We start from the raw sequence: 19848 nt of genomic DNA on the forward strand, positions 1-19848 counted from the left end.
GGTGGACCCAACAGCGACCGGCCCTGCCGGGCGCGTCCGACGCCACCTGCGCCGGCCGTCCCTGCGCACGCAGCTCACGACGCTGTACGCCGGCATGGTCCTGGCCGTCGTCGTCCCGATGCTGCTGCTCGCCGGCTTCCTGTTCGGCAGGGATCAGATCCGCCTCCGGGCCGGGGACGCCGTCCCACCGCCCGACCCGGCCACCCAGCAGGTCGATGCCGCGCTCGCGATCACCGCGTTCATCGTCGTGGTCCTCACCGTGCTGACCGCGTGGTGGCTGGCCGGGCGCTTCCTGCGGCCGCTGCGCGCCATGACCGTGACAGCCCAGGAGATCTCCGCCACCAACCTCAACCGGCGGCTCGGCCTGCGCGGCCCGGACGACGAGCTGACCAAGCTGGGGCGCACCCTCGACGACCTGTTCGAACGGCTGGACTCCGCGTTCGCGGCCCAGCGCCACTTCGTGGCCAACGCCTCACACGAGTTGCGCACCCCGCTGGCCGGTCAGCGCGCCGTACTCCAGGTCGCGCTCGCCGACCCCGAGGCGAGCACGGCCAGCCTGCGAGCCGCGTGCGAGGAAGCGCTCGGCCTCGGAGAAAGGCAGGAACGTCTGATCGCCGCCCTGCTCACGCTCGCCGAAGGACAAAAGGGCATCGAACACCGGGAAGTGTTCGACCTGGTTGATGTCATCAAGGCGGAGATGCAGTCGCACCATGCCGAGGCCACCCGGCGAACCATCACGCTCCAGGCGTCGTTGGACCCGGCACCGATCAGCGGTGACCCCGATCTGATCACCAGCATGATCCGCAACCTGGTCGACAACGCGCTCCACCACAACGTTCCCGATGGCCACCTCACCATCACCACCGAACGGATCAACGGGTGTGCCCGCCTATCGGTCGCCAACACCGGCCCGACCATCCGATCGCAGGACCTGCGACGGCTTTTCCAGCCGTTCCAGCGACTCGGCACCCAGCGAACCCACACCGCCGACGGCCACGGACTGGGCCTGGCCATCGTGCAGGCCGTCGCCGACGCACACGGCGCGCAACTGACGGCCCGCCCACGTCCCGGGGGCGGCTTGGACGTGACAATACTGTTCGGCTGATTCCACCCGGCCAATGCCTCCGCCGTTGTGGTCGGGGCAACCGGCGACGGCCCGACGCGATGCGTGGGCCATTCGTCGTGGTGGCGGGTCCATCGTGCCTCAGGGGTTCGTGCGGTGTCGTGTCTGGTCTTATTGTCGCGGTTGCCCCGCCGCAGTGGGCGGGCGATCGGCGTCCGGGTGCCGGGCGACCGACTCGATGCCGGACTCAGGCAGCACCACGCCCCGGACGCCGTCCCCCAGATCATGGCTCACGTCGATCGGCTCCGGCAGAACCAGCCCGGTGGCAGCCTGGGCGACTGCCAGTTGTCCTCGCGCCGCGCGCACCAGCGCAAAATTTGTTCCACGGGCGAGGATGAGGTTGCCCATGATTCGGTACGGGCTCCCGATATGCCCCTTGACCAGGCATATCGTCCGGGTCATCAGCGCCCGTCATGGGCATATGTTGGTTATATCGGCTCTTGGTGGCGTATGGCGACCCACTCGCCAGGAGCCGATGCGAGGCATCGATGACCATTGCCACGTTGCGCGCTTCGGCGCAGACGCACGCCGGCGGTCTGCCCGCTGAGGTGACCAGTTTCATCGGGCGCCGGCACGAAGTAGCGGCGGTCAAGCGCCTGCTGTCCGAGGCCCGCATGGTCACCCTCACCGGTCCGGGCGGCGTCGGCAAGACCCGGCTGGCCCTGCGCGTGGCCACCGACCTGCGCCGGGCCTTCCCCGACGGCGTCTGGCTGGTCGAACTCGCCGAACTGGACAACCCGGCACTGCTGCCCCAGGCCACGGTCGCCGCGCTGAAGATCCAGAGTCACTCCGCCCGGCCGCCCCTACAGGTGCTCACCGAGCACTTGCGCGAGCGGCGGGCGCTGGTCGTCCTGGACAACTGCGAGCACGTCCGCGACGAGTCCACCGTGATGGCCCAGGCGCTGCTGCGTTCCGCCCCGGACCTGCGCATCCTGGCCACCAGCCGGCAGCCGCTGGGGGCCCCCGGAGAGCAGGCGTTCCCCGTGCCCACGTTGCCGCTGCCGGGCGGCGACGCCCAGCCCGACACGGAGCCCTCCGTGTCCGACGCGGTACGGCTCTTCGCCGAGCGGGCGGCGGCCGTGCTGCCCGAGTTCACCGTCACCAGCGAGAACCAGGACCTGATCGAGCAGATCTGCCGCCGCCTGGACGGTCTGCCGCTCGGCATCGAGCTCGCCGTCGTACGGCTGCGCGTGCTCTCGATCCACCAGCTGCTCGACCGGTTGGACGATCTGTTCGGCCTGCTCAGCGGGGGACCGAGCGCCACGGTGTCCCGCCACCGGACGCTGCGCGCCCTGATCGACTGGAGTCACGGGCTCTGCACCGAGCAGGAGCGCCTGCTGTGGGCGAGCCTGTCGGTGTTCACCGGCAGCCTGGATCTGGAGGCGGTCGAAGCGGTCTGCGCCGGGGCCGGCATCGCCCGGGACGAGATCCTCGACCTGATGATCGGCCTGGTGGAGAAGTCCGTCCTGATCCGGGAGGAACATCCGTACGGAGTGCGATTCCGGCTGCTGGACACGATCCGGCAGTACGGGCGTGAGCGCCTGGTGGCCTCCGGGCAGGAGCGGGAGCTGAAACTCCGGTATCGCGACTACTACCGGCGGCTCTCGCGTGAGGCGCAGGCGCAGCTGTTCGGCCCGGCGCAGGCCAAGCTGCTGACCCGGCTGCGCGTCGAGCACCCCAACCTGCGCACCGCCCTGGAGTACTGCCAGGCCGAGCGCGCCGGGCTGTGCATCGACATGGCGAGCGACCTGCTCGACCACTGGATCACGAGCAGCCACCTGGGCGAAGGCCGCGACTGGCTCGAACAGGGGCTCGCCGTGGCCGCCGGCCGGTCCGAGGTCAGGGCGCGGGCGCTGTGGGCGTGCGGCTCGCTCGCCATCATCCAGGGCGATCAGGCCTCGGCCGTCGGGCTGCTGGCCAAGAGCAGGTCGCTCGGCGAGAAACTCGGGCTGGAACCGGTGCTCGGCTACGTCGCGCTCTACTCCGGAATGGTCGCCATGCACGCGGGAGACACCGAGTCGGCCATCAAGTCCTTCGAGGAGGCGGTGACCCATCATCGCGCCGGCGGCGACCCGGCGGGCGAGGTGCAGGCGCTGACCTGGCTCTGCCTGGCGCACTCGTTCCTCGGCGGCTCGGAAAGCGCCGTCGCCGCCGCCGAGGAGGGCATCGCCATCTGCGACGCCCACGGCGAGAGCTGGCACCGGGCGTACACGACGACGGCGCTCGGCATCGAACGCTGGCGCCAGGGCGACGTGCGGTGCGCGACCGCCTTGGAGCAGGAGAGCCTGCGCGTCTTCCACTCCCTGGACGACTCGGTCGGGGTCGGGCTCACGATCGAGGTGCTGGCCTGGATCGCCGCCGCACAGGAGGAGTACGCGCGGGCCGGCACGTTGCTGGGCGTCGCGCGCAACGTCTGGGAGGCGATCGGCACGCCCCTGCTGGGATTCGGACACCTCATCGCGTACCACGACGAATGCGAGGCCCGTACCCTCCATGCCCTCGGCGAACACGCCTTCCAGGCGGCCGTCAAGCGCGGGGCCAGGCGCTCCCCCGGCCAGGCGCTCGCGTACGCCCTCATGGAGGAGGCGCCATCGAGCGGCCCGGCCGGCGCGGCGGACCAGTACGCGCCGCTCACCCCACGCGAGAGCGAGATCGCCCAGCTCATCGCGCGGGGCATGCGGAACAAGGAGATCGCGGCGGCGCTGGTGATCGCTCAGCGCACCGTCGAGGGCCACATCGAGCACATTCTGTGCAAACTCGGCTTCAACTCCAGGACCCAGATCGTCGGCTGGGTCGCAGAACAGGCCCGCCGCGCCGGAGGCGAATGATCGTGACGGTGAAGGACACGATCTGGAGCGCTCCGGACGCCGAGGAGCCGGCGGCGGACCGGCGGCAGCCCGATGCTCCCGGCTTCGTCGGGCGGCGGCACGAGATCGCCCAGGTCAGAAGGCTCCTGGCCAAGACCCGCCTGCTGACCCTGACCGGCGTGGGCGGGGTCGGCAAGACCCGGCTGGCGCGACGCGCCAGCGACCTCCTGCTCCGGAGGTACCGGGACGGCGTCCGGCTGGTGGAGCTGGCCACCATCGACGACGAGAACCTGCTGGCCCCGGCCGTGGCCGCCTCGCTGGGCATCCACGACCGCACGCCGGACCTCGTGGCCCAGCTGATCGAGCACCTGGCGGACAAGCAGCTGCTGCTGGTACTGGACAACTGCGAGCACCTGCTCGGCGCGTGCGCCCGGCTGGCGCAGCAGCTGCTGCACGGCACCTCGCGGCTGCAGATCCTGGCCACCAGCCGGCAGTCGCTCGGAGTGTACGGCGAGCGGGTGCTCCCGGTGCCGTCCCTGCCGATACCGCGGCCCGGCGACGGCACCCGCGACATCGCCCGGCGCGACGCCGTGCGCCTCTTCACCGAGCGGGCGGCGACGATCCGGCCCGGCTTCCACGTCGACGCGGCCAACGCCCGGGCCGTCGCCCGGCTGGCCCGGCGCCTGGACGGGATCCCGCTGGCCATCGAGCTGGCGGCGGTACGGCTGCGGACGACGTCGGTGGAAGACCTGGTGAACGAGCTCGACGAGCGCCTGGAAGCGGTGGCCCTACCGGCCGGAGAGGTCGGCCCCGGCACGCTGGCCCGCCACCAGACCCTGCGGGCGACCATGGAGTGGAGCTTCGGGCTGTGCTCGCCCGGCGAGCGGCGGCTGTGGGAGCGGCTGTCGATGTTCCCGGGGGGCGTGGACGTGGAGACCGCCGAAGCGGTCTGCCCCGGGCAGGGACTGGCCCGCGAGGACGTGCTGGATCTGATGATGGGACTGGTGGACAAGTCCATCCTGGTCGTCGCGGAGGCGTACGGCGCCGGGTCCCGCCACCGCATGCTGGAGACCATCCGCGCGTACGGCCGCGAACAGCTGCCCGCCGCCGACGCGGAGGCGCTGCGCGAGCGGTACATCGACCACTACCGCCGGCTCGTCGAGCGGGTGCGCGTGGACCGGCTGGAGCCGGACCAGACCGATCGCCTGCGGATGCTGAAGCCGGAGCTGCCCAACGTACGCGTCGCCCTCGACCTCTGCCTCGGCCGGCCCGGCGACGCCCCCGCCGGCCTGGAGATCGCCTCTGAGCTGTGGTCCACCTGGCTGGTCACCGGTGCTCTCAGCGAAGGCCGGTACTGGCTGAAGCGCGGCCTCGCGCTCGTGTCCGGAGCGAGCGTCGCCAGGGCAATGGGCCTATGGGCCGACGGGCTGCTCGCCCACTACCAGGGCGACGCGGCGGCGGCCGACGCGCTGGGGTGCCTGGCGCTCGCGCGGCAGCTGAGGGACGAGAGGGCGCTCGCGTTCGCCGTCCAGCTCGCCGGCGTCGCGGCGTTGTCCGGGGGCGACGTCGAGGGCGGGCTCGCGCTCCTGGAGGAGGCCCGCACCCGGCACTGGGCGAGAGGCGACGTCCACGCCGTGGCGGTCACCCTGTACCTCGCCGCCCTCTTCGGCGCCACGATGCGCCCGGACCGGGCCGCCGGGTATGGAGAGGAGCTTGTGACGTTGTGCGAGAGTCGCAACGCGACGCTCTTCCGCGCGTACGCACTGTACGCGCTCGGCATGGCCCGCTGGGAGCAGGGCGACTGGCGGCAGACCGAGGCCAGGATGCGGGAGGTGGCCGCGTTCTGGAGTGGCACGGAAGACCGGTGGGGCCTCACGCAGTGCCTGGAGGCGCTGGCCTGGACGGCCGGGGTACGCGGCCGGTACGAGCGGGCCGCCCGGCTGCTGGGCGCCGCCCACCTCCTGTGGGAGGCGGCGGCCTCCTCGCCGACGCGGCTGCCCTACCAGGTGAGATCGCACCAGGAGTGCGCCGAACGGGCCCGCCGGGAGCTGGGGGCCCAGGCGTTCACGGCGGCTTTCCGGGACGGCACGCGGCTCGGGCTCTCCCGGGCGGTCGCGTACGCGCTGGAAGAGTGACGACGCCGCGCGGCGGGGCGATCAGCGGTGCAGGCGGGGCTCGGGACAGCCGCAGGAGCCGCGGGTGACCAGGGTGGCCGAGAAGATCTTGGTGACCGGCTCCACGCCCTCCGACTCGATGGCGCCGACCAGCGTCTCCGTCGCGTGGCGGGCCATCTCGTCTATCGGCTGGCTGATCGTCGAAAGCCCCGGCACCGTGTACGCGGCCTCCCGCGCCCCGTCGAACCCCACCACCGCCACGTCCCCGGGCACCCGCAGCCCGAGATCGGCGGCGGCGCGCATCGCGCCGATGGCCTGGCCGTCGATGGAGGCGAACAGGGCGGTGGGACGCGACGGCGCCGACAGCAACCGCAGCGCGGCCTCGTATCCACCCTCCAAGCTCAACTCACCCTCCTCGACCAGCCCCGTCTCCTCGACCAGCCCCGTCTCCTCGACCAGCCCCGTCTCCTCGACCAGCCCCGCCTCCTTGGCAAGCTCCGGCGCGGCACCGGCCTCCTGGAGCGCACGGCGCCAGCCCGCCGCCCTGAGCCGCACCGGAGTGATGTCCAACGGGCCGCCGACGAAGCCGATACGGCGGTGGCCGTGCTCCAGGAGATGCCGGGTGGCCTGATAGCCCCCCTCCTCGTCATCCACCGCGAGCCGGGAGAAGAACGGCGGCGCCGCATGGTCGATGGTGACCACCGGAACGCGTCCCCGCATCTCCTCCGCCTGATCGGCCGAGACCGGCACCCGCATCAGCACCAGCCCGTCGACCTGCCGCTCCAGGAACCCCCTGACATAGCCCTCCGCCCGCGCCGGATCCTCGGCGGAGTTGCCGAACAGCACCGAGTAGCCCCGCTGCCAGGCCACCTCCTCACAGGCCCGGGTGAACTGGCCGAAGAAGGGACTCTTCCCGCCGGCGCTGTCGGAGGCGATCACCCCGATGGTCCACGAGCGTCGCGAGCGCAGCGACCTGGCCACGGCGTTGGGGCGGTAACCGAGCTGCTTGATGGCGTCCAGCACCCGCTGCCGGGCCGCCGCCGAGACCGGCCGGGGCCCGTTGTTGATCACGTAGCTGACCACGGCGGGCGAGGTGCCCGCCAGCCGCGCCACGTCGTTCCGCGTCACCACTGGCGTCTCACTCCGGCATTCACGAACCCAGCTTATGGGCCGGAGCACCCCGTACAGGTCCGCGGGAGAGCGGCGCCGGACCGGGCGTGGAGATCACAAGCGGTCCAGCATGGTGATCAAGGTGGGCCGGCGCTTGTGGCGCAGCCGCAGCTCCTCCAGATAGGTACCGAACCCGGCTTCGTCGTGCGCCCGCCGCTGGGCCGCGCGGAGCCGTACCAGCAGTTCGACGGCCTGGTTGTAGTGCGTCTTGCCGGTTCCGGCGAGGGACTCGTCGATCAGACGTCGATAGGGGCCGATCACCTCGGCGGGGTGATCGTGCTCGCGTTCGCCGATCAACGTCAGCCACTGGGACGCGGGCACGTCGCCGGGGGAGGCCAGGGCGAGCCGCCAGGCCTCCTCGGCCAGGCCCTCGGCCCTGAGGACGGAGATGACGTGGGAGATGTGCGCTTTGGTGCGGAGATGGTCCAGGGCCGCGGCCCGCATGGACGTCCAGGTGCCGATCTGCTCGGCGGTCTCGCGCAGCCTCTGGTAGTGGTCCGGGCTGGGAACCTGCTCGAAGACGGATCGGCGCACCGCGAGGGCGTCGTCGGTGGCCCCACGTTCAAGGAGGAGGTCCACCAGCAGGTCGCGGAGCTTCTCCGTATCGGAGGGGTGAGCTGATTCGGCCAGGCCTCGCCGGGCCCATCGCTCTGCCTCAACCGGTCGCGAGCTCGCCCGGAGCACCGTCACGATCGTCACGAACTGGGCCGTGCTCCCCAGGTTCTCCGCCAGGACGGAGACGTGGGCGTCGACGTCGCCGCTGAGCTCGGCGAGCTGCTCGCGCAGGTCGCGGACACCCCAAGTGGCCGTCCACGAGCCGGGATCTTCGACGGCGCGGCGCTCCTCGACCAGCCGGGCACACTCGGCCAGCCCGGCCGGGCCGAGGGCGGTGGCGAAGTCGCGCAGCCGGATCCTGGGCCAGCCGGGGCCGTCGAGCTGCATGCCGACAAGCCAGGCGGCCAGGCTCCGCGCGGGTGGGGGAGCGGCCGCGCAGGCGCGGGCGTACAGGGCCACGAGCTCGGCGAGGCCGTCGCCGACGATTCCGGAGGAGTCGTCCATCCTGGTGAGCGCGTCGGTGACGCGTTCGACGGCGCGACGGAGCTGGTCGCGTACGGCGTCGGCGTGGCCGTTCTCGAGGGCGCGTTCGCCGTGGTCGAGCACCTCCCGCAGGCGGAGCGCGTATTCGCGGCGTCCCCGGTAGGGGTCGGCACGCCGGTCCCGGCGTAGCCCGTTGACGAGATCCCTCAACCCGTCGGCGTCGGCTCGGCGGATGTGCGAGACCAGCGCCGCCAGGCCGTCCTCGCCGTGTTCGCGCAACAACCGGGCCAGCTCGGAGGCCAGCATGGGGTATTCCTGCCGCAGGGCTCGTCCACGTTCCGCGTCCACGAACTCCAGCGTAGGGGCCTGTCACTGCTGTTAGCTGGACGTGTGCATGAGCCAGACAACTCCCCGGTGGTGCGGGAGCTGCGCGCATTCACCGAGTGGGTCGGCGCGGACCGGAAACCGACCGCCACCGGCCAGATCACCCTGGCCGACGCCAGGACCCTGGTGGGGCGACGGCCTGCTGGATGAGACCACGACGGGCCCTGGCCGTGGTGGCGGGCGGTGCGGGCACGCGGATCGGCTGGGAGCACGACTTCGGCGACAGTTGGGAGCACGAGATCGTCCTCGAGCGGGTGATGGCGGCCGAGGAGGGTGTCCGTATCCATCGCTCGTGGCAGGAGAAGGCGCCTGCCCGCCGGAAGACTGCCCCGGGCCGTGGGGATACCGCGGATTCCGGGCCGCCCTGGCCGATCCCCGCCATGAGGAGTACGAGCACTTGGTGCGATGGGCGGGGTTGACCACCGCCGCGGAGCGTTTCGATCTGGTGGTGGTCCGACGAGGTGCTGAACATCGTTTGATACCCGAGCCTCAGGCTCCGTTGCCGCCGCGGTGTACGACGACGGAGCCTTTGCCGCGCTTGGTGATGATCAGCCCTTGCTCTCGAATGATCTTCATGGCAAGGCGCACAGTTGGCCGGGCGACGCCGAACTCCTGTTCAAGGGCCACTTCGGATAGGACAGTTTGCGGCGGGTAGACGCCAGATCGGATGCGCTCGCTAAGGATCTGCGCAATCTGCTCGTACTTGTAGAGCGTCGCGTCCCATTCGATGCCTTCGGAGTTCGTCACATACATAACGCTACGAAGCCATTGACGTGCAGGCATAGAACTGCTAAGGAGCTCTTGTGAGCTCATATCTATAGACATGACCTTACAGGTTGGCAGTAGGTGACGCTTGGCGATCCAGTCAGCGCTGGCCATACGGAAGGAGATCACGCGATGGATCTGTACGTCGGACAGCTGGGCGACGTGCCCTTCACCAAGATGTGCGGCGGAAACCAGCAGGAGGGGGAGATGGAGAGCTGTGTCCTGATCGCTCCGATCCCCGGTGTAGCGGACGCCTACGCCCTGCGTGACTCGAAGAATCCGGACGCCGGGACCCTCCGGTTCACGGGCGACGAACTTCGCGCGGCCGGGATAGCCACTATCTAGGCGTCCTCTGCGGACGGCGGTCCCTGCTTGATCCAAGCAAACAGGGACCGCCCCCTGGATCGTACGGGAGCTTCCCCGCCATGCACTGGCACGCCTACCACTGGATGGGTGCGGGAGTCGATCGAGCCAATGAGGCCGAGCGCCGGCCGAGTTCGTCCGAGTTCCTCTCCTCGATGCTGCCACCGATGCGGACCGGAGACTGGCTGGCCAAGCCGGCATCGCGCATCGCGGCGACGTTCCATGAGGTCGAGCAGGCGGTGGACTGGATGGCAGGTGAATACGCGAAGGTGCGCGAGGCGCTTCTGCTGCCTGACCGGGTGCCTCTTGGGGACCGGCTGGAGATCGCCCTCGATCTGCTCCCCCGAGGTGTGGACGTCCAGTGGGGCGAATGGCTGCAGGGCGGCCGGTTCGTCACGATCGGCGTGATCTGCTGCCCGAACCGGCATGTCGCCCACCCCTGCCCGGCCCGCTCAGCGAGACCACCGCGTTGAGCGACGTCTCGTCGCCCGGATGCGATATCACGATCGGCCCTGGAGGTCGGCATCACGATGGAGGAATTTCACGGCCTGCACGTGAAGCAACTGAGAGAGGGGCACGTGGCCATCGACTGGTCCGGCCCAATGGGCAGATTCAAGTCCGTCAGGGTTCGCGGCTACACGTGCGACTGCTTGCCGACGGTGTACGAACTCTGCGTGGCGGGTGGCCTCGGCCATATCCGCCGCACGGAGAGGTCGTCCAAGGGAGACCGGGTCAGCGAGAGTCCTTGGCTGCGCGACGCGGAGGTGAAGCACCTCTGGCACAACCTTCTTGAGGGGCACGCACGGTAGCGTTCTCGCAGGTGAACGAGCGCGGGCGGCGTTCTGGAGGAAATTGGCCCGGTAACTGCGCCTTATCATGCTCGGCCGTCCGGTGGTGGCCGCCGATAACGGTTGGTTATGGCATGCTTCCGTACAGTGACGACTGTGTCACCGTACAAGGCTGTGGCAGGTGACACGGCAGGGTTGGAGGAGGCCCTGGCTCGGGTGGTGCGGCTGGCCGGCGATCACGTCGGCGCGCTCGACTCCGGCATGCGTTACATGGCGGCACACGCCTGGGTTGGCGGCGGCGCCGGCCCCTTCACCCAGGTCATGGGGGACCAGCGGGCGCGGCTGCAGCGTGCCTTCGAGACCGCGGCCGGGCAGATCGCCGACCGCATCCGCGCCCTCGGCGGGCACGCCGCCCCGCCGTCGCTGTCCACCCCGCTCCCCGCCGCCCCGTCCGCGCACGGCGGCTACGCCGGGATGGACGTGGAGGCGATGACCCGCATGGTGGCGGACCTGGAGCGCGCCGGTCACGCACTCCCCGCCGCGGGAGGCCTGCTCTCGGCGGTGCTGAGCTCCGCGGGCGTCAGCGCCATGCCCGCCCAGCAGGTGGGGGACGTGGGTGCCTGGGCTGCCGGACAGGTCGCCGACCTGCGCAGACGGCTGACCCTGCTCCAGCGTCGCCCCGATGGAGAGGCGGCCACCGCGGCCGTGCTCGGTTTCGGGCTGTTCGGCGGGTCCGCTCCGGCCCCGGGCACCATCGGCGACCTGATGGCCGCCGCCGCGGCCGGCGACACCTCGGCGCTGGAGAAGCTGGTGGCGGCGCAGAACGCCGGCCAGGACCCGACCCTCGCCGCCCGGGTCAGCGCCTGGTGGCAGCTGCTCGACCCGGCTGCCCGCCGGCGGCTCATCGACACCGCGCCGCAACTGGTCGGCTCGCTCAACGGCGTGCCCGCCGCCACCCGCGACAGCGCGAACCGGGCCTACCTGGCCCAACGCAAGGACGCCATCGCCAAGCGGCTGGCGGTGCTCCGGGTCCTGGACGAGTCCCTGGCGAAGGGGATCATCGCGGCGGACACGTGGCGGAGGATGAGCACGCGCCGCGAGATCGAGGAGCTGGAGAGGCAGCAGCGGCAGATCGAAGCCGTCACCGAGAGCCTGGCCATGGGCGGGGTCAACGGCCGCCCGCCCGCGCTCCTGCTCGCCCTTGAACTGGGCGGGCTCGGCAAGGCCGCCATCTCCTTCGGCGACCCCGACAAGGCCGACTCGGTGGTCACCTCCGTGCCCGGCACGGGCAGCACTTTGGAGGGGATCGGCGCCGACGTCGCTCGCGCCGGAACGCTCTGGGACCAGGCAAGCCGTTCGGCCCCCCACACGAAGACCGCCTCGGTCTTCTGGTTCGGCTACACGGCCCCGCAACTCGACGCCGGGATCCTCCGGGCGGACACCTCCGTCGCCTCACCCCATCTCGCCCAGGCCGGAGCCGGCCCGCTGGCCGGCTTCCTGGACGGCCTGCACGCCACCCACCAGGCGGCCGGCACACCCAGGTTCACCGTTCTGGGCCACAGTTACGGCAGCGTGGTCGCCGGCATCGCCGCCCAGACGCGGAAGGGGGCGTTCGCCGATCAGCTCATTCTTGTGGGCAGTCCGGGGACTATGGCGATGCAGGCCGGAGATCTGGGGGTCAAGCAGGTGTGGGTGGGGGAGTCGCCGCAGGATCCGGTGGCCGACCTGGGGCATCTTCCGTTGAGCGGTGGACGGCACCCTATCTCGGGCGTGCTGCAGCCCGCCCTCCCGAACGGCCCCGGGCCCTTCGGCACCGACCCCAGCAACATCGCCTTCGGCGCCAACCGCTTCGTTGTCAGCCCCACGCGAGTTTCAGGCTTCCTGGCCTTTACTGGGTATGACATCGGGACACACTCCGGTTACTGGAACGATGAGTCGATCTCACTGAGGAACATGGGATTCATCATCGCTGGTCGGTATGACCAAGTGACGAAGCTGCCGACGCCGAAGCAGGTGCCGACTCCGACACCCTTGCCGACGCCCTCGCAACCTCCGGCACGTCCTTCTTCGGAACCCGTGGCCTCGCCGTTGCCCGCCCCGCAGCCTTCGCCGACCCCGCCAGGAGACTAGATGTTCCGCTCCGTCAGGTTGATCATCGCAGCCGCGGTTCTTGTCGCCGGATGCGCGCCCGGCGGAGCTCTGGGAGGAGCAATGAACGCATCGGCCGACAAGCCGACGATCACCAAGGCTCAGGCACTGGCCCGGATCGAGCAGCTCATCAATGGGACCGTCAGTGTCATCCGTCCCAAGCCCGAGCTGGAGCTACACCAGCCCAGCCTCAACGACAGCCTCTGCCTCGACCCCGTCGACGGAGGTTCTGAAGATCGGCTCATCATCAATCGCACGTACTACCTGCGCGGGCTGCCCAAGGACTCGCTCAAGAAGGTGATCGCCGAGGTGAAGGCGTACTGGCAGAGCCAAGGCCACTACATCGAGGCCCAGTCCGGCAACGGTCTGCAACTCTACGGGCGCTCCCGCCCTGACGACTTCTTCATCACTATCGGCTGGACGGAGGGCGACGTGCTCACCCTAAGCTCCACCTCGACCTGCCTGTGGCCCAACGGTACCCCCGAGCCCTCGTCCACGCCCTGAACCTGACAGATCTTTCCGTTGGGCGATGGTGATCGAAGAGGTGTCAGGCTGCGCTGTCTACAGGCTTCTCGGTGACAGAAAATCGCAAGTCCGGTTGCCGAAGTCGACGACCAAGCCGAGGCGTGCGCCGAGTGTTGGGACATAGCGAGCGGTGACATCGAGAGGCCTTGTCACTGCCCAGGGCGTGTTTCAAAAGAACGGCCCCGTCTGAGACTCCGTGTTTGAAAGGCAGTCTCAGACGGGCTGTTTTGCCGTCCTGCGATCGGTTGGCCTCCCGGGTCGCTAGTTGATCGCTTCGGGTGGGAGCCCGCCGAGTCTGTGCAGCAGCTCGGACTGGATGGCGGCGAAGCGGTCGTTCATATGGCGGTGAAGGGCGGCGAGTTCGTCACCGAGGGCCGCGAGGTCTTGTCTCATCTCGGCCCGGATGTCGGCGAGCTCCGCGAGCACCAGCGCAATGCTGATCGTCTTGGAGCTGTCGTCTCGGGGCTGCATGCTCTCCTCGAGCGCCCGGATACGCGTTATCAAAGCGAGGATCTGTGCCTCTATGTTCACCGCATTCCTGCCTTTGCGAAGGTGGGAAGGGCGCTCCCGTCCCGGTGGGCGGGTGCAAGGTCTGACGGTGAGCACAGTGCCACATCTTTGGAGTTTGTGCAGGTCATCGCTTTGCGCTCGGGTGTGATTGTTTCTCCTGGCGTCCGGCGTGTTTCTCCCGCGGGATGTGATTAGGTGTGGGCGGCTCGGGCGCGAAAGGGGCCCGTTCTGGCGAAATGAGGGCAGGGTGGATCTGGGTTCGGCTGAACGTCAGATCGGCCAGTTGCTCGGTGATGGCACGATCACCGACCGGGAGCGGAGTCAGCGCATGCTCATTGGCAGGATGATCATGGTTTGGGGTTTGGGTGCAGGCGGGCCTCGACGTACGGGACGAGGCGGACGGGGCCGAGGAGGCCGTAGGGCTGGCGGGGCAGGCCGCCGTAGACCGTCGGGTCCGTCACTCTGAGCCGGTTGCCGAGGGGGGTGGCCACTTCCACCTGTAGGGTGCGGACGTCCCGGCCCAGGTCCACGACAGGGTTGAGCTGGTTCACGGGGGGCAGGGGGCGGCCGTTGGCGAGGACGCGGCAGGTGTCGGTGACCGTCCCGAGTTCCAGGTATGCCCCGCATTCCAGCTGTACATCGGTGGTGTAGAGGCCGATGCCGGATGTGTCGGCCAGGTCGGGGATGTCTGACCAAGGGGTGAGTTGGTCGAGGGTGAGCTGGTGCATGGTTGTGCCCTCCGGGCGCCAGTCCTCGACCTGTAGCTGCCACGACGACAGGGGCACTGGCTCGGGCACTGCGCCGATCACGGTGGTGATGGTGCGGCCGTTGGACAGCGTGGTGGTGTAGGTGCCGGTGCGGGAGGCGCGCACGACCAGGGTGCCTCGGTCGTATCGCACCAGTTCGGCGTCCGTTGAGATGGCGTGGGGTTCGTTTACCGGGCCGGTGCCGAAGAGGCCGGGGTGGCCGATGGCCAGTACCGTCGACTCGCCGGGGCGCAGCTTCACTCGTAGTCGGATCCCGTCGGCGTCCGCTGTGTAGAGCGCGAGGCGCTCGGCGTGGCCGGTCCACGGGTTCAGGAGGTACGGGACGCCGTCGCGGGACGTGCGTGCCAGCGTGACGTCGTGGTCGATGGGGGTCACCGGCGGCTTCGGGTTCTCGGTGTGCTTGCCGTTGCAGAGGTAGTAGTAGTCCACGTCGCCGGCCACCCGGCGGGCTGCGAGGAGGGTGGAGGTGGTGGCGTAGCGCAGGTCGGGACGTACGCCGAGGGTGGCGAGCGCGACCGGGACCTCCGCCTGGTCCGTGACCAGCCGGACGGACGGCTCGGCCAGCAGGTCGGTCAGGGCCGCTCGGAGCCGTTCGTTCTCGCCCTCCGTGGCCACCCCCGGTACCGAGGCGGATTGCCATGCGCCGAGGAGGACGATGGGCAGTCCGGACCGGGCGTACGACAGCAGTCGCCGCGCCACCGCGACCGTCATCGTGCACTCGGAGGCGTTGAAGCGGTCGCCCTCCACGAACAGCGCCTTGTACGCGGGCCCGGAAGGCGCCAGCCGGCGGCCCGAGACGCGGGCGGAGGGCAGGTCGAGCAGGGGTGCGCTGATGAACTGGTGGGTCCACCCGGTGGGCACGCCGCTCGCGGTGAACCAGGCGGCGCCGATGCCGGTCTTGGTGTAGCCGGTCTGGCGTAGGACCGCCACGTCGGCACGTGGCACGCCTTCTCGGAGAATCTGGTGTATTCGAGCGAAATATCCGGAAATGTCGGCGATGTGCCGCCAGGTCGGCTGGCGCGGACCCCAGGACTCGGCATAACCGACCGTACCGGAGTAAGGGGTGAAGGCGGCGAACCCGGGCCAGGCCGCACCGGGCGCCGTGGCGTAGGAGAAACCGTGCAGGACGGTCTGGTTGAGCCCTGCCGCGTACGCGCCCCCCACCGTACGCAGCAGCTTCGTCCAGGTCGTCGTGTACGCCCCGCCCGCGTACGCCCCCGCCTCGCACGACATGACCTCGCGCCCCGCCAGGTCCCGGCCCCCGGCCAGGCAGCGGTAGTCGTCGAGGTTCTTGAAGCCGAGCGACTCACCCTCGGGCACGTCAAGGATGGCCGCGGCGGCGATGGCGTCGGTCTGCAGCCCGTACGGCTGCGCCCGCAGTTCCAGCCCGATCGAATGCGCCCAGTCGCGCAGCATCCCGAAGTGGTGCTCGTTGAACAGCTCGGAGACCGTGTCCCAGTAGTCCTTGCGGGCATGCCTGGTCAGCACGGCGTCGTACGCGAAGACCGGGTCCTCCTCCGCCAGCACCACCACCGGCAGGTACGGCGCCAGTGAGTACCCCCGCCGCCGCTCGAACTCCGCGAGCAGCCCCGGCGTCCACGGCAGCGCGTCGCTCTCGATCTCGATGGAGTCCTCGAACAGCGCACCGCCCGCCCGCTTCAGCAGCCTCCGCACGGCGGGCGTGAGCAGCGTGGACTCCCAGTAGTCGATCACCGCCCGGGTGCCCGCCCGGCTGAAGTGGTCCACCACGTACGCCTCGGGCACGGTGTGCGGACCGGACTCCGGACGCTGGCCCGAGCCCCGCTCCCAGTACGCGATCAGCACCCACTCGCCCCCGGCGGGCGCCGTCCAGTCGACGCGCCCGCCGCTCACGGGCACCCGTACCACCGAGGCGGGGTCGAGGCCGGTCTCCTTGCGGGTGGAGTTCGCGGGATCGAGCCGGGCCGCCTGGACCAGCAGCAGCGTACGCGCGGGATGACCGGCGACGGCGGGCGGCGGCACCTCGCCCGCGTACGTGCCGCCCCCGGCCACGGTGACCGAGCCGTGCGCCAGCTCCTTCACGGCGGCCGGGTGCTCGGGCGTGATGGTGGGGACGGCGGCCGGCCAGGAGGGGCCGATGGTGAGGTCGATGGTCAGGCCGCGCCGGGCCGCCTGGTCGAGCGCGGCCTCGACGGCGGCGTTCCAGGCGGGGGTGCCCCAGCCGTGCCGGGCCGGGTCCAGCACGGACTTGTCGCGGATGCTGTGGTGCACCGCCGCGATCTCCGCCCCGCCGAACCCGGCGTCGGCGAGCACGTCCACCTCCCGCCGGATCTCGGCGGGATCGACGTGGGCATCGGGCCACCACCAGCGCACCATCGGCCGCACGGCCCGGCGCGGCCGGGCGAACCACCCCGCCCCGGGAGCACCGCCGGCGGAGGCGGGCGAGCCGGAGGTGAGGGTGGCGGAGGCGGGTGAGCCGGTAGCGAGGGTGACGGAGGCGAGGGTCGCGGTGAAGAGGAAGCCGCGGCGCGGGAGGTCGTCCATGATGCGTGCGCTCCAGGGGGTGCGGCGCCCGCGCGACGGACGCGGGACACAGGCTGCTCGGAGGCCGGATAAGCGGGCCACCCCCGCCGCGATGCGACGTCGGGCGTCGGACGGTGGGTGTCGGATGGTGGATGTCGGGTGGCGGATGGCGGGCGGTGGGTCCGGGCGGTGGGTGTCAGGCGGCGGTGGCGTGGGGCGAGGGCCGGCTCGGTCGGGGCGGGCCGGACCCTCGCGACTCGCGTCTAGCTAGGGATCGGGTACGGGAACGCGCTCGTCACACCGATCTTGTCGTACTCCATCTTCGAGGTGTCGAACCCATCCGCCCAGTTGGCGTTCTTGACCTCGTTGCACTTGTAGGCCTGGTACTTGTCATCACTGACCTTGCCCACCTCGACGTTCTCGATCGAGAACCCGCAGCCCCCCGCGTCCATGTGCACGCCGCGCGTGCCGGAGTCCGGCATCTGCCCCGCGGGGTCGTTGATGACGTCGCCGATCACCATCTGGGAGACGTAGTTGTCGATCGGGTGCGGTTCGACGTTGTGCACGCCGTAGGTGTAGAAGGCGCCCATGTCGCCGCTGTCGAGGCCGGTCTCCTCCAGGCGGATGTAGGAGAACCGGTTGTTGCGGGCGTAGTTGTCCTCGTTCTTGATCTCGGGGCGGACCTCCAGGCTGATGCCGTAGCGGGCGCTGTGCTTGACGACGATGTTGCTGACCTGGTTGTTGCCGGTGTTCATCATCTCGATGCCGGCCGCGTCGCCGGGCACCAGCTCGCCGACGTGGTAGATGTAGTTGTTGGCGAACGTGTGGTGCCCGGTGATGTCGCCCTCGCCGGGATAGCCGCCCTCCACCTTGATGCCGTCGCCGCCGATGTTGTCCAGCAGGCTGTCGGTCACCTTGACGCGCTCGTTGGCGAACAGCAGGAAGACGCCCGTGAAGCCGCTGTCGGACAGGTGCAGCCTGGTCAGGTCGATGTCGCGGGAGTTCGTCACGGTGATCATGCCGAACCGGTTGCGCGGCAGCTCGATCTGCCGGTCGTAGATCGGGTACTTGTGCTCGTAGCCCGAGTCGCCGGGGCCGTTCCACCCGTAGCGGTACCAGTCGACGAAGTCGGAGTACTGCAGCGCCAGCCCGTCGAAGGAGAGGTTCTGCACCCGCTTGTCGGGCGAGGACCCGGCCAGCGAGATGAGCGTCTTGACGGTGGGCGCCACGACCTTGTCGATCGAGCCCTTCGGCCAGTAGTAGACCTCGCTGTTGGCGAAGTCGAAGTAGTACTCGCCCGGCTGGTCGAGGAAGCGCAGCGTGTTCTGCAGGAAGTAACGCGAGCCGCTGCGGCTGTTGACGAGGCTGAAGCGGGCGTCGTAGTTGAGCGTGAAGAAGTTCTTGCGGAAGTCGGCCCCGCCGAGCGGCACGGTGTCGGTGAACCAGCTCCACGACCCGCCCGACCAGACGACCATCTGGGCGTTCTTGTCGAAGTCGGCGTCCCACTCCTTCGGGACGTCCTTGGCGTCGAAGAAGAGCCAGTTGTGCACGGCCTGGTACTCCGCCTCGGGCATCACCGAGAACAGGTACGGCGACCAGAGGTCGTCGCTGGTCCTGTTGGGGTAGCGGGCGGTGGTGGCGCGCTTGCCGTCCTCGAAGAGGGTGTAGAAGTTCCGGTCGACCTTGGTCTTGTAGATGTTGTCGTCGTACTTCTGCCAGCCGGTCAGCGGCCTGGCCCCGAGCAGCCTGGCCTTGCCGGGGCCGTCGGCGCTGCGGTAGATGATCTTGTGGCCGTTCTCGCCGGAGTCGGCCTCGGTGAAGGTGATCGTCTTGTCGACCACGTAGTCACCGGTCTTGAGGTTGACCACGATGTCGCAGTTCTGGTGGTACTTCTTCTTGGCCCGGAGCTGGTCGCGGGCCTGTTCGATGGACTTCCACGGGCGCTGGGCGCTGCCGTCGCCGCGGTCGCCGCCTGAGGGGGAGACGAAATAGTCGCACGTCTTGGCGGCAGCCGCCGGGGTCGGGGTCGTCAGCCCGCCCAGGAGTAAGACGACCGCGCCCAGGGACCTGAGGATCACTGGCTCTCCTTAACTTCCCGCCACCGCTCGTACTCGGCGCGGGTCTCGGGGGTGAGTGGGTAGTAGTCGGAAAGCGCCCCGCCCTCCTCGATGCGGGCGCGGCTGTAGCGCTCCCACTGCTCGTGGTCGGCGGCGGCTTCGAGCACCGACGCGGCGCGCCGGCGCGGCACGACCACGGCGCCGTCGTCGTCGGCCACGCACAGGTCGCCGGGCAGCGCGAGCGCCCCGCCCACGGCCACCGGCACGTCGTACGCCCACGGGAACAGCTCCGCCTGCGAGGCATAATGAGGGGTCGCGCCCGTCGTCCAGAGCGGCAGCCCGATGCCGCTCACCCGGGGCAGGTCCCGGATCCGGCCGTCCACGACGATGCCCGCGCCGCCCTTGCGCTTGAAGTAGCGCACCAGCATGTCGCCGAAGCAGCCGGTGTACGCGCTGCCGTACGCCTGCACGAGCAGCACGTCGCCGGGCTCGATCGTCTCCAGCACGGCCCACAGCGCGGTGTGCCGCTCGACGTACTCCTGGCCGAGCCCGGAGGCGATGTCCTCGCGCTGCGGCATGAACTGCAGCGTGCGGACCCGCCCGGCGATCTTCTGCCCCTGGGCGATGGGACGCGGTCCCTCGATGAAGGTCCGCCGGATGCCCTGGGCGTGCAGCTTGGCGCAGGCGGTGGCTGAGCTGATCCGCCTCAACCCCTCCACGAGGACGGGATCGGGTCCGGCGGGCAACTGCCCGCGAACAGGCAGATCCCAGATGGCGTCGTCCATGT

Annotated in this window: 16 protein-coding genes and 1 pseudogene; 9 read left to right on the top strand and 8 right to left on the bottom strand. The window is 70.1% G+C overall.

What is annotated here, in order from left to right:
- Nucleotide 1 precedes the first annotated feature (1 nt).
- Nucleotides 2-1105, top strand: a complete 1104-nt coding sequence (locus HD596_RS28335; protein ID WP_313044871.1) for a sensor histidine kinase — start codon at nt 2-4, stop codon at nt 1103-1105.
- 129 nt (nt 1106-1234) lie between these two features.
- On the opposite strand, the gene HD596_RS28340 is transcribed toward HD596_RS28335, so the two are convergent.
- Nucleotides 1235-1471, bottom strand: a complete 237-nt coding sequence (locus HD596_RS28340) for a hypothetical protein (RefSeq protein ID WP_185072354.1) — start codon at nt 1469-1471, stop codon at nt 1235-1237.
- A gap of 140 nt (nt 1472-1611) precedes the next feature.
- On the opposite strand from HD596_RS28340, the gene HD596_RS28345 reads away from it, so the two are divergent.
- Entirely contained in the window at nt 1612-3951 is a 2340-nt protein-coding gene (locus HD596_RS28345; protein WP_185072355.1) for an ATP-binding protein, read from the top strand.
- Between the two features lie 8 nt (nt 3952-3959).
- A complete protein-coding gene (locus HD596_RS28350) occupies nt 3960-6065 on the top strand; it encodes an ATP-binding protein (protein ID WP_185072356.1) in 2106 nt (701 codons plus the stop codon).
- 21 nt (nt 6066-6086) lie between these two features.
- On the opposite strand, the gene HD596_RS28355 is transcribed toward HD596_RS28350, so the two are convergent.
- Nucleotides 6087-7172, bottom strand: coding sequence for a LacI family DNA-binding transcriptional regulator (locus HD596_RS28355; protein WP_185072357.1), 1086 nt, complete (start codon nt 7170-7172; stop codon nt 6087-6089).
- Between the two features lie 96 nt (nt 7173-7268).
- Nucleotides 7269-8600, bottom strand: coding sequence for a DUF6880 family protein (locus tag HD596_RS28360; RefSeq protein ID WP_185072358.1), 1332 nt, complete (start codon nt 8598-8600; stop codon nt 7269-7271).
- Nucleotides 8601-8642: 42 nt separating this feature from the next.
- Here HD596_RS28360 and HD596_RS28365 point away from each other — a divergent pair, with 42 nt between their 5' ends.
- Together HD596_RS28365 and HD596_RS65730 are read left to right on the top strand one after the other, a co-directional pair.
- Nucleotides 8643-8786, top strand: coding sequence for a hypothetical protein (locus tag HD596_RS28365; RefSeq protein ID WP_185072359.1), 144 nt, complete (start codon nt 8643-8645; stop codon nt 8784-8786).
- A pseudogene (locus tag HD596_RS65730) lies at nt 8783-9066 on the top strand (plasmid pRiA4b ORF-3 family protein); the annotation flags it as partial. The gene HD596_RS28365 and the pseudogene HD596_RS65730, both read left to right, overlap by 4 nt.
- 59 nt (nt 9067-9125) lie before the next feature.
- Here the strand turns inward: HD596_RS65730 and HD596_RS28375 are convergent.
- Complete coding sequence (locus HD596_RS28375; RefSeq protein WP_313044874.1) at nt 9126-9383, bottom strand: GntR family transcriptional regulator; 258 nt, start codon at nt 9381-9383, stop codon at nt 9126-9128.
- 150 nt (nt 9384-9533) lie between these two features.
- Here HD596_RS28375 and HD596_RS28380 point away from each other — a divergent pair, with 150 nt between their 5' ends.
- The 4 genes from HD596_RS28380 to HD596_RS28395 all read left to right on the top strand — a co-directional run bounded on the left by HD596_RS28380 (nt 9534) and on the right by HD596_RS28395 (nt 13204).
- A complete protein-coding gene (locus HD596_RS28380) occupies nt 9534-9746 on the top strand; it encodes a DUF397 domain-containing protein (protein ID WP_185072361.1) in 213 nt (70 codons plus the stop codon).
- 80 nt (nt 9747-9826) lie between these two features.
- On the top strand, nt 9827-10237 hold the full coding sequence (locus HD596_RS28385) for a hypothetical protein (protein WP_185072362.1): 411 nt from the start codon (nt 9827-9829) through the stop codon (nt 10235-10237).
- A gap of 471 nt (nt 10238-10708) precedes the next feature.
- Nucleotides 10709-12682 carry an alpha/beta hydrolase gene (locus HD596_RS28390; RefSeq protein WP_313044876.1) on the top strand — a complete coding sequence of 658 codons (1974 nt, stop codon included), beginning with the start codon at nt 10709-10711 and terminating at the stop codon, nt 12680-12682.
- The gene (locus HD596_RS28395; RefSeq protein ID WP_185072364.1) at nt 12683-13204 is read left to right on the top strand and encodes a hypothetical protein; all 522 of its coding nucleotides are present in this window, start codon (nt 12683-12685) and stop codon (nt 13202-13204) included.
- 282 nt (nt 13205-13486) lie between these two features.
- Here HD596_RS28395 and HD596_RS28400 read toward each other — a convergent pair whose 3' ends face one another.
- The 4 genes from HD596_RS28400 to HD596_RS28415 all read right to left on the bottom strand — a co-directional run bounded on the left by HD596_RS28400 (nt 13487) and on the right by HD596_RS28415 (nt 19846).
- Entirely contained in the window at nt 13487-13756 is a 270-nt protein-coding gene (locus tag HD596_RS28400; protein ID WP_185072365.1) for a hypothetical protein, read from the bottom strand.
- 326 nt (nt 13757-14082) lie between these two features.
- Complete coding sequence (locus tag HD596_RS28405; protein ID WP_185072366.1) at nt 14083-17025, bottom strand: glycosyl hydrolase; 2943 nt, start codon at nt 17023-17025, stop codon at nt 14083-14085.
- Nucleotides 17026-17267: 242 nt separating this feature from the next.
- On the bottom strand, nt 17268-19082 hold the full coding sequence (locus HD596_RS64950; protein WP_185072367.1) for a right-handed parallel beta-helix repeat-containing protein: 1815 nt from the start codon (nt 19080-19082) through the stop codon (nt 17268-17270).
- Nucleotides 19079-19846, bottom strand: coding sequence for an RraA family protein (locus tag HD596_RS28415; RefSeq protein ID WP_185072368.1), 768 nt, complete (start codon nt 19844-19846; stop codon nt 19079-19081). Before HD596_RS28415 ends, HD596_RS64950 begins: the two co-directional genes overlap by 4 nt.
- Between the last annotated feature and the right edge of the window lie 2 nt (nt 19847-19848).

Source organism: Nonomuraea jabiensis, from assembly GCF_014204795.1.
Lineage (GTDB): Bacteria > Actinomycetota > Actinomycetes > Streptosporangiales > Streptosporangiaceae > Nonomuraea > Nonomuraea jabiensis.

What these genes read in the sequence shown, in the direction of transcription:
- HD596_RS28340 (WP_185072354.1), bottom strand. Translation starts at nt 1,471, where the DNA reads ATGGGCAACCTCATCCTCGCCCGTGGAACAAATTTTGCGCTGGTGCGC.
- HD596_RS28345 (WP_185072355.1), top strand. Translation starts at nt 1,612, where the DNA reads ATGACCATTGCCACGTTGCGCGCTTCGGCGCAGACGCACGCCGGCGGT.
- HD596_RS28380 (WP_185072361.1), top strand. Translation starts at nt 9,534, where the DNA reads ATGGATCTGTACGTCGGACAGCTGGGCGACGTGCCCTTCACCAAGATG.
- HD596_RS28385 (WP_185072362.1), top strand. Translation starts at nt 9,827, where the DNA reads ATGCACTGGCACGCCTACCACTGGATGGGTGCGGGAGTCGATCGAGCC.
- HD596_RS28395 (WP_185072364.1), top strand. Translation starts at nt 12,683, where the DNA reads ATGTTCCGCTCCGTCAGGTTGATCATCGCAGCCGCGGTTCTTGTCGCC.
- HD596_RS28405 (WP_185072366.1), bottom strand. Translation starts at nt 17,025, where the DNA reads ATGGACGACCTCCCGCGCCGCGGCTTCCTCTTCACCGCGACCCTCGCC.
- HD596_RS28415 (WP_185072368.1), bottom strand. Translation starts at nt 19,846, where the DNA reads ATGGACGACGCCATCTGGGATCTGCCTGTTCGCGGGCAGTTGCCCGCC.